Annotated in this window: 6 protein-coding genes and 2 pseudogenes; 2 read left to right on the top strand and 6 right to left on the bottom strand. The window is 38.7% G+C overall.

Going from position 1 to position 7,765, the window contains the following annotated elements:
* Nucleotides 1-219, top strand: a pseudogene (locus FCR06_RS31705) (IS701 family transposase); the annotation flags it as partial.
* A 455-nt stretch (nucleotides 220-674) separates the two neighbouring features.
* Here the strand turns inward: FCR06_RS31705 and FCR06_RS31700 are convergent.
* Complete coding sequence (locus tag FCR06_RS31700; RefSeq protein ID WP_138506843.1) at nucleotides 675-2,096, bottom strand: pyridoxal-dependent decarboxylase; 1,422 nt, start codon at nucleotides 2,094-2,096, stop codon at nucleotides 675-677.
* A gap of 111 nt (nucleotides 2,097-2,207) precedes the next feature.
* Nucleotides 2,208-2,333, bottom strand: a complete 126-nt coding sequence (locus FCR06_RS34520; protein ID WP_262984735.1) for a hypothetical protein — start codon at nucleotides 2,331-2,333, stop codon at nucleotides 2,208-2,210.
* A gap of 132 nt (nucleotides 2,334-2,465) precedes the next feature.
* Here FCR06_RS34520 and FCR06_RS31695 point away from each other — a divergent pair, with 132 nt between their 5' ends.
* Nucleotides 2,466-4,223, top strand: coding sequence for a peptide ABC transporter substrate-binding protein (locus tag FCR06_RS31695; RefSeq protein WP_138506841.1), 1,758 nt, complete (start codon nucleotides 2,466-2,468; stop codon nucleotides 4,221-4,223).
* Nucleotides 4,224-4,269: 46 nt separating this feature from the next.
* Here the strand turns inward: FCR06_RS31695 and FCR06_RS31690 are convergent, their stop codons facing one another.
* From FCR06_RS31690 to FCR06_RS31675, 4 genes and pseudogenes are all read right to left on the bottom strand, one after another.
* Nucleotides 4,270-5,220 carry an ABC transporter permease gene (locus FCR06_RS31690; RefSeq protein WP_138506839.1) on the bottom strand — a complete coding sequence of 317 codons (951 nt, stop codon included), beginning with the start codon at nucleotides 5,218-5,220 and terminating at the stop codon, nucleotides 4,270-4,272.
* A gap of 92 nt (nucleotides 5,221-5,312) precedes the next feature.
* A complete protein-coding gene (locus FCR06_RS31685) occupies nucleotides 5,313-6,275 on the bottom strand; it encodes an ABC transporter permease (RefSeq protein WP_138506837.1) in 963 nt (320 codons plus the stop codon).
* Between the two features lie 138 nt (nucleotides 6,276-6,413).
* Nucleotides 6,414-7,112, bottom strand: a complete 699-nt coding sequence (cysC, locus tag FCR06_RS31680; RefSeq protein WP_138506835.1) for an adenylyl-sulfate kinase — start codon at nucleotides 7,110-7,112, stop codon at nucleotides 6,414-6,416.
* A gap of 370 nt (nucleotides 7,113-7,482) precedes the next feature.
* Nucleotides 7,483-7,680: pseudogene (locus FCR06_RS31675) on the bottom strand (IS701 family transposase); the annotation flags it as partial.
* Between the last annotated feature and the right edge of the window lie 85 nt (nucleotides 7,681-7,765).

The following is a 7,765-nucleotide window of genomic DNA, read 5'->3' as shown; positions in this document are numbered from 1 at the left end:
GAAAATAATGATGTTAATTTTTCTAATCATCCGCAATGGAACCATGAAGCTGGATGGAAGAATACTTTAAATAATCTGCGTCTTATTATCCAACCACTTTTACTATTTTGGTTAATTTATCCCTGGTTAAGTATTTTCCCTAATTCACATTTGTTACTAGGATTCAATCATTTAATTGCTGCAATGAATCAATTTAAACCCTGTTATGCTTCTGGATGATTTAGCTTCTTTACTACTTGCTTATTTCGGAAAGTGACAGAAGAGGGATACTACCATTGGTAACAAATTAAAGCTGTAAAACGGTTGTCAAGCTAACTTTCAACATCCCGTGAAAAGTCAGGTTGCCAAGTTGCCAAGAGACTTTTAGAAGACGCTTGAAAGAAAAACTGATTCGAGCCTAAAATTCATCAATTTATCAGGATTTATCGGGTGCTATGGGAGAAATGTTCCGACACTGTTGAAAAGAGGAACAGTGTAAATTTTTGTATGCTTCGGTAGACAAAGGCAGGACTCTTCATGTCATCTTCTCTAGCCTTAGCCCTACTAATCGATTGCGTTTGAGTGGACAATAATAATATTTACCTAAATCAGTCAGGCTAAAATAGATTTAGTCAAGTTGCACGCTCAACGTATACTGAAAGTTTAGTTGTTGAGTGTGTGTGGCTAAAAGTGAGTTAATTATTTTCTATGTTCTCAGCAGTTTGACAAATTAATTGCCAAGCCTGCTGTACGTGTATTTTATCTGTGCTTGCTTGTCCAATTGACATTCTTAAAGTTAATTTTTGCTCCAGTTTGGTAGAAGTGAGATAGATTTTACCTGAAGAGTTGATATTGCTAATGATTTTTTCGTTAATTGCATCACCAAATTTATGGCGAAAGCATACCAAATTTAATGGGTGATTCATAACTAGCTCAAAACGAGGATGAGATTTTACACATTCAGCAAATTCTTGTGCTAAAGCAATATGCTTACGAATATAATATTGTAAGCCTTCTATCCCATAGTGCCGGATTACAAACCACAGCTTGAGACTTCTAAATCTACGTCCTAAAGAAATCTGCCAGTCTCGATAGTCAATCACTTTACCAGACGTGCTGGCTTGATTTTTTAGATATTCAGGCATGATAGATAGTGCTTGAATTAGTTTAGCTCGATCTTTCACATAAAAACACGTACAATCAAAATTAGTCAGCATCCATTTATGAGGGTTAAAACAATAGCTGTCTGCTAGTTCTAATCCTTGGTGAATCCACCGATACTCAGGACATATAGCTGCTGTCCCGCTCATTGCGCCATCAACATGGAGCCAAATATTATGCGCTTGGGCGATCGCACCTATTTGTGTTAATGGATCTATGGCATGAGATGAAGTTGTCCCCACAGTAGCAGCAATATAAAAAGGGATTAACCCAGATTTAATATCTGTAACAATTTGCTTTTGGAGTAATTCTGAACACATTCTAAAATCAGTATCAACCTCAATTAAGTGGAAATTTTCTCGCTTAATTCCCGCTACTTTGGCAGCTTTCTCAATTGAAGAGTGTGCTTGAGTAGAAGTGTAGACAACCAGTTGATTAATATCTGCTTTTGATTGTTCTCTAGCTGCTATCAAAGCTACTAAAGAAGCACTACTGGCTGAGTCTTGGATTACTCCTCCTCCTGTGGTAGAAGATTTAAACTGCGAGGGAAGTTCCAACATATCTATTAACCAGTCTAGAACATGAGTTTCTAACTCAGTACAAGCTGGAGAAGTTGCCCATAACATTCCCTGAACTCCAAGTCCCGCACTGACTAATTCTCCTAAAACTGATGGTGCAGAAATACCTGTAGGAAAGAAAGCAAAAAAGTTTGGAGACTGCCAATTAGTCAATCCTGGTACAATAATTTCATCTAAATCTTGTAAAATGCCTGCGAAAGACTCTCCTTTTACTGGGGCTGTTTCTGGTAGTTTAGCTCTAATGTCTCCAGGTTCTACTTGAGATAAAACAGGCAGTTGCTCTACTGTTTCTAGATAATTAGCTATCCAATCAATAGTTTTATATCCCCAATAACGAAATTCATCTGAGGACATGTGGTATTCTTGATTATTTTCCATCTTGTTATCCGTTTAGAAATCATGGCTATTCAGTACTTATTACTGAAGTTTAGACTAGTTCGTGGTGCGAAACTCAGAAGGCTCATAAGCTAGTTGAGATTTTAGATTGATTCATACTGTGTTGCTGTACATGGACATAGCTTGCTGTCGTTGTTCCTCAAGTTCCTCTTGAAACTTTTTCATTTGACTGCTACAGCTATTTTGAGATTTTTTGGACTCGGCTTGTTGGTAGGTCACAAATTTTTTGTAATAAACTTCCCAAGTCAATAAGCAAGCAGGATATTAAAGTAATTCGTAATTCGTAATTAAAATCTAAAATGAGGTGATCGCCCCTTTAAATTTAGCTTAAACCGCTAGAGACAGTCCAACATGACCATATTCAATAACTTCAGTAGGATTCAGATTTTTGCTCAGTCGTTGCTTAGTATTTTGTTACTAACTGCTTGTTTTTCTCCAAATTCTCAATCTCCAACCGCCTCTACTCCAATAGCCATAAGTAATGCTAGTGCTGCTAGTAATACCTTGAAGCTTCTCTATTGGCAAGCACCAACTATTCTTAATCCCCATCTAGCTCAAGGTAGCAAAGACTTTGAAGCCAGTCGAATTACTTACGAACCCTTGGCCAGCTTTGATAAAGAGGGTAAACTAGTCCCTTTTCTAGCAGCAGAAATCCCCTCCTTAGAGAATGGTGGAGTAGCAAAAGATGGTAAATCAGTGACTTGGAAACTCAAACAAGGAGTCAAATGGTCTGATGGTAAACCTTTTACAGCTGCGGATGTAGTGTTTACCTATCAATTTGTTAGTAATCCAGCTGTAGGTGCAACCACTGCTGCTAATTATCAAACTGTCAAAAGTGTTGAAGCCTTGAACGACTATACCGTTAAAATCAATTTCCAAGAGCCTAACCCAGCTTGGTCATTGCTGTTTATTAGTTCCAATGGCTCAATCATACCTCGTCATATATTCGAAAAATATAACGGTAGCAACGCCAGAGAAGCGCCAGCTAATCTGCTTCCTGTAGGAACTGGCCCTTATCGAGTGGTGGACTTCAAGCCTGGTGACATTGTTATCTATGAAGCTAATTCCTTTTTCCGGGAAGCAAATAAACCTTTCTTTAAACGAGTAGAATTTAAAGGTGGTGGAGATGCAACTTCAGCTGCTAGAGCAGTATTGCAGACTGGAGATGTAGATTTTGCCTGGAAGCTCCAAGTAGAAGCTCCCATCCTTAAGCAGCTAGAGGCAGCGGGAAAAGGTAGATTAGATATCAGCTTTGGTTCTTACTCGGAACGGATTATTATTAATCAAACTGACCCTAACAAACAAACCAAAGATGGTGAACGCTCCAGCATAGAGTTCCCCCATCCTTTTTTTAAAGACTTGAAAGTGCGTCAAGCTTTTAATTATGCTATTGACCGTGACACTATTAATCAACAGTTATATGGTCAAACTGGTCGTGTTGTTACAAATATCCTGATAGCGCCAGATATTTATAATTCAACCAATACGAAATATGAATTTGACTTGAAAAAAGCTACTACTTTATTGGATGAAGCTGGATGGAAAGATACCAACGGCAACGGCATTCGGGATAAAAATGGTGTAGAACTCAAGGTTTTGTTTCAAACTTCAGTCAACTCAGTCCGCCAGAAAACTCAGGAAATCATTAAACAATCACTAACTTCTATTGGCGTGGGCGTAGAACTCAAGAGTATCGATTCGAGTATTTTCTTTTCTAGTGACCCTGCTAACCCAGATACTCTTGCTCACTTTCACGCTGATTTACAAATGTTTAATGGTGGCAATAGTAACCCAGACCCAGGTAGTTCTCTGAAGGCGTGGACTTGTAATGAGATTTCCCAGAAGAAAAATAATTGGTCGAAACGGAATACTTCTCGTTACTGTAACCCTGAATACGACAAGCTTTGGCAACAGTCTAATACAGAGTTAAACCCGCAACAACGCCGACAGTTAATTATTCAGATGAACGACTTGTTAATTAAAGACCAAGCTGTAATTCCGCTAATTTCTCGCGCTGATGTTAATGGAGTCAGTAACAGAATCACTGGTATAGATTCAACTCCTTGGGATGATGCTACCTGGAATATTAAAGATTGGCGGTTAAAATGAATGACTAGGGATTGGGCAATTTTCCTGATGCTCAATCCCTGTGAATTCACGATAGTCTGGGATCTAGCGCATCTCGTAAAGCATCACCTATATAGTTAATGCTTAACACCGTGAGAAATATTGCTGTGCCAGGGAAAATAACTATGTGGGGAGCATATTCTAGAAAGTTTTGCCCTTCGTTAAGCATTCGTCCCCAAGTTGGCACATCAGGTGGAAAACCTAAACCAAAAAAGCTCAGGGTTGATTCGGTAACGATCGCAGTACTTACTGAAAGAGTAGCAGCAACGAGTACGGGACTAATGACGTTGGGCAAAATATGAACCCAAATCAACCGTGCAGGGGAAGCACCAAGAGCGCGTGCTGCTGTGACAAATTCTAACTCCCGCACTGTCAAAAAACCGGCTCGCACTAATCTCGCCACAGACATCCAGTTGAGTCCACCAATCACCAGTACTATCAACACAAATATACCTATTTCTGGCCCGGCGATCGCCTTAATTGCATCCCGAAACAAAAATATTACTAGTAATAATAATGGCAGTCGTGGTAAAGCTAAACACAAATCTGTCAAACGCATCAAAACAATATCCAGCCAGCTGCCATAAAATCCAGCAAGTGCGCCAATCAGTGTACCGAGAGTCATGGCTACTAACATCGAAAAAATTCCGACTGCGATCGATATTCGTCCACCATACAAAACTCTCGCTAATATATCCTGACCTAAATCATTAGTACCAAATGGATGTACCCAACTAGGACCAAGAGTGGATTGGGCAAAGTCAATTTTGTTGAGGGGAATATTATAAATAAATGGCCCAAACAAAACACTTAACACTATAATTAGCAAGACTACAATCCCAAACATAGCTTGACGATTACGACGAAACTTGCGCCATGCTTCTTGTGTGAGGGTTTCTTGCTTAGAAAGATTGGTTGATGCTGGAGAAACTAAAAATTTGGATGGTTCTGAACTTTGATTAGGCGATCGCTTCAACATAAAAGATGTTCTACATTTAATCTACATTTAATTTGTATACTACTAACAGCCAGAGTAATGACTCTATTTTTTATTAATTGGAAATTTTTTAGCTATTTTGTATACTTGATGCGAGGATCTAATAACCCATAGAGAATATCTGCAATCAGGCTAAAAATAACAATCAAAATTGCGTATATAAAGGTAATTGCCATGACTACTGGTGTGTCATTATTATAGATAGAATCAATTAATAAAGCACCTATACCCGGAACGCGAAAAACCTTTTCTGTCACTAGAGCGCCTGTAAAGACACTTGGAATATCCAAGGCTACCAATGTAACTACAGGAATTAACGCATTCCGTAAAACATGACGATTGATAACCAAAAATTTGGGTAATCCCTTAGCATAAGCAGTACGCACATAGTCTTGATGGATATTTTCTAAAATCTCTGAACGCACAAAACGCATCAGCATTGCTGTTTGTCGAATTCCTAATACACAAATAGGCATAATAGATTGTTTAATTTGAGCGATAAAACTCTGCCAATCTGTTACCTGTAAAGTACTGTTATAAATAAAAGGGAACCATTTTAACTGGATACTGAAGATAATAATAAACAGTAATCCTGTAAAAAATGTTGGTAAAGAAAACCCAAAAAAAACTAAAGTAGTCAAAACTGTATCAACAATAGTATTGCGTTTGAGAGCCGAAATTACGCCTAAAGGGATAGCCAGCAATATACCAAAAAGATAAGCACAACCAACCACGCACAAGGTTGTCGGTACCCGTTGGAGAATTAAACCAATTACTGGACTGCGGCTAGTAAAGGAATAGCCCATATCTCCACTGATAAAAGCGGTAAACCACTTGACATAGCGGATATAAATTGGTTGATCTAAACCTAAAGATTTTCTGATATTTTCCCGAACTTCAGATGTGATGGAAGGATTCAGGGCAAATTCTCCCATTGGATCGCCTGGTGCTAATGCCAGAATAGTAAAGATCACAATACTAATGGCAATTAACGTCGGAATAGCAATTAGTAATCGATTGATTAAATATTTACTCATTGACCAGGTAATGTTGCAGATGAGTTGAAATAGCTTTAAATCTCTAAACCGAATTCATATCTGTTAATGAATAGCCCTATTTTCAGCCATATTTTAAGTACTATTGCTTATTGACAAATGGTATTCGACCTTAATCTCTCACGAATGATCGCCAATAGAATCGATAATTTCGGCATTTTTAGTAGGGCGCAAATAACAAAATGTTTTGGGAGACGACCGCTGGGCAGTAGAATATAATACCGTTTCTGATATTATGTCCCATGCGGCGAGCTTTGCTAATACTTTGGCTACACTCACATCTAGGCTTTCTATATCAGTTCTACATTCCACTTCTGGATTCAGAGGTGGTTCATACAGAGCGTCGATCCCCGTAAAGTCTTTAATTTTCCCGGAGCGAGCCTTCTTATATAGCCCTTTTACATCGCGTTGTTCGCAGACTTCAATGGGTGCGTTAACGTAAACCTCGATAAAGTTGCCGATGCGATGCCGCATTTCTTGCCTCATTTCTCGGTAGGGAGAGATGACTGAAACAATGACTATAATTTGGTTTCTAGTCAGTAGCTCCGCCACAAAACCAATGCGGCGAATGTTTTCCTCTCGGTCTTCCTTGCTAAATCCCAAACCCTTGGTCAAGTTCTGGCGCACCACATCGCCGTCTAAAACTTCAACTTTATAGCCTACGGCTCGTAGCTTTTTCTCTACTTCAGAGCTAATCGTGGTTTTGCCCGCACCACTTAAGCCGGTAATCCACAGTGTTACACCACGCTGGTGACGCTCCATCATTTCAATTCCATTATGAGAAACTGCTGTAGATAAGAATGTTGCTTGTTCGCTCATTGTAGATTATTCATATAAAACTGMTGTATATTCTATAGGACTCCTATTTGATTTTTGCAAAAAATCCGTACATCCCAGCAGTGATGAAATCAAAGGTAGTGTGTCGAATAAACCACTCAAACATCCATTTCAAGTGAGAGAAGGAAGGCTGGAGTTTAGTTCGCGGTGCGAAATTCCAAACCTTTACAATGATTGATGTACATCAAAATATAAGCGCACCCCCCCAAAACTTGATCTCTTAATTTATCGAACAGAATTCAGAAGTCAAGAGTCAGAATTCAGCATGAATTCTGTACGACTGGCGGATGAATAACCGGGTTTACCCCTCTTCTGTCACTTTCCGAAATAAGCAAGTAGTAAAGAAGCTAAATCATCCAGAAGCATAACAGGGTTTAAATTGATTCATTGCAGCAATTAAATGATTGAATCCTAGTAACAAATGTGAATTAGGGAAAATACTTAACCAGGGATAAATTAACCAAAATAGTAAAAGTGGTTGGATAATAAGACGCAGATTATTTAAAGTATTCTTCCATCCAGCTTCATGGTTCCATTGCGGATGATTAGAACAGCTTCATGGTTCCATTGCGGATGATTAGAAAAATTAACATCATTATTTTCTTGTGCTTCAGTCTCAAGTTGACAAGATTGAT

Origin of the sequence: Nostoc sp. PA-18-2419 (genome assembly GCF_005869855.1) — a bacterium.
Taxonomy (GTDB): Bacteria; Cyanobacteriota; Cyanobacteriia; order Cyanobacteriales; family Nostocaceae; genus Nostoc.
This window is presented reverse-complemented; position numbering and strand designations above follow the sequence as displayed.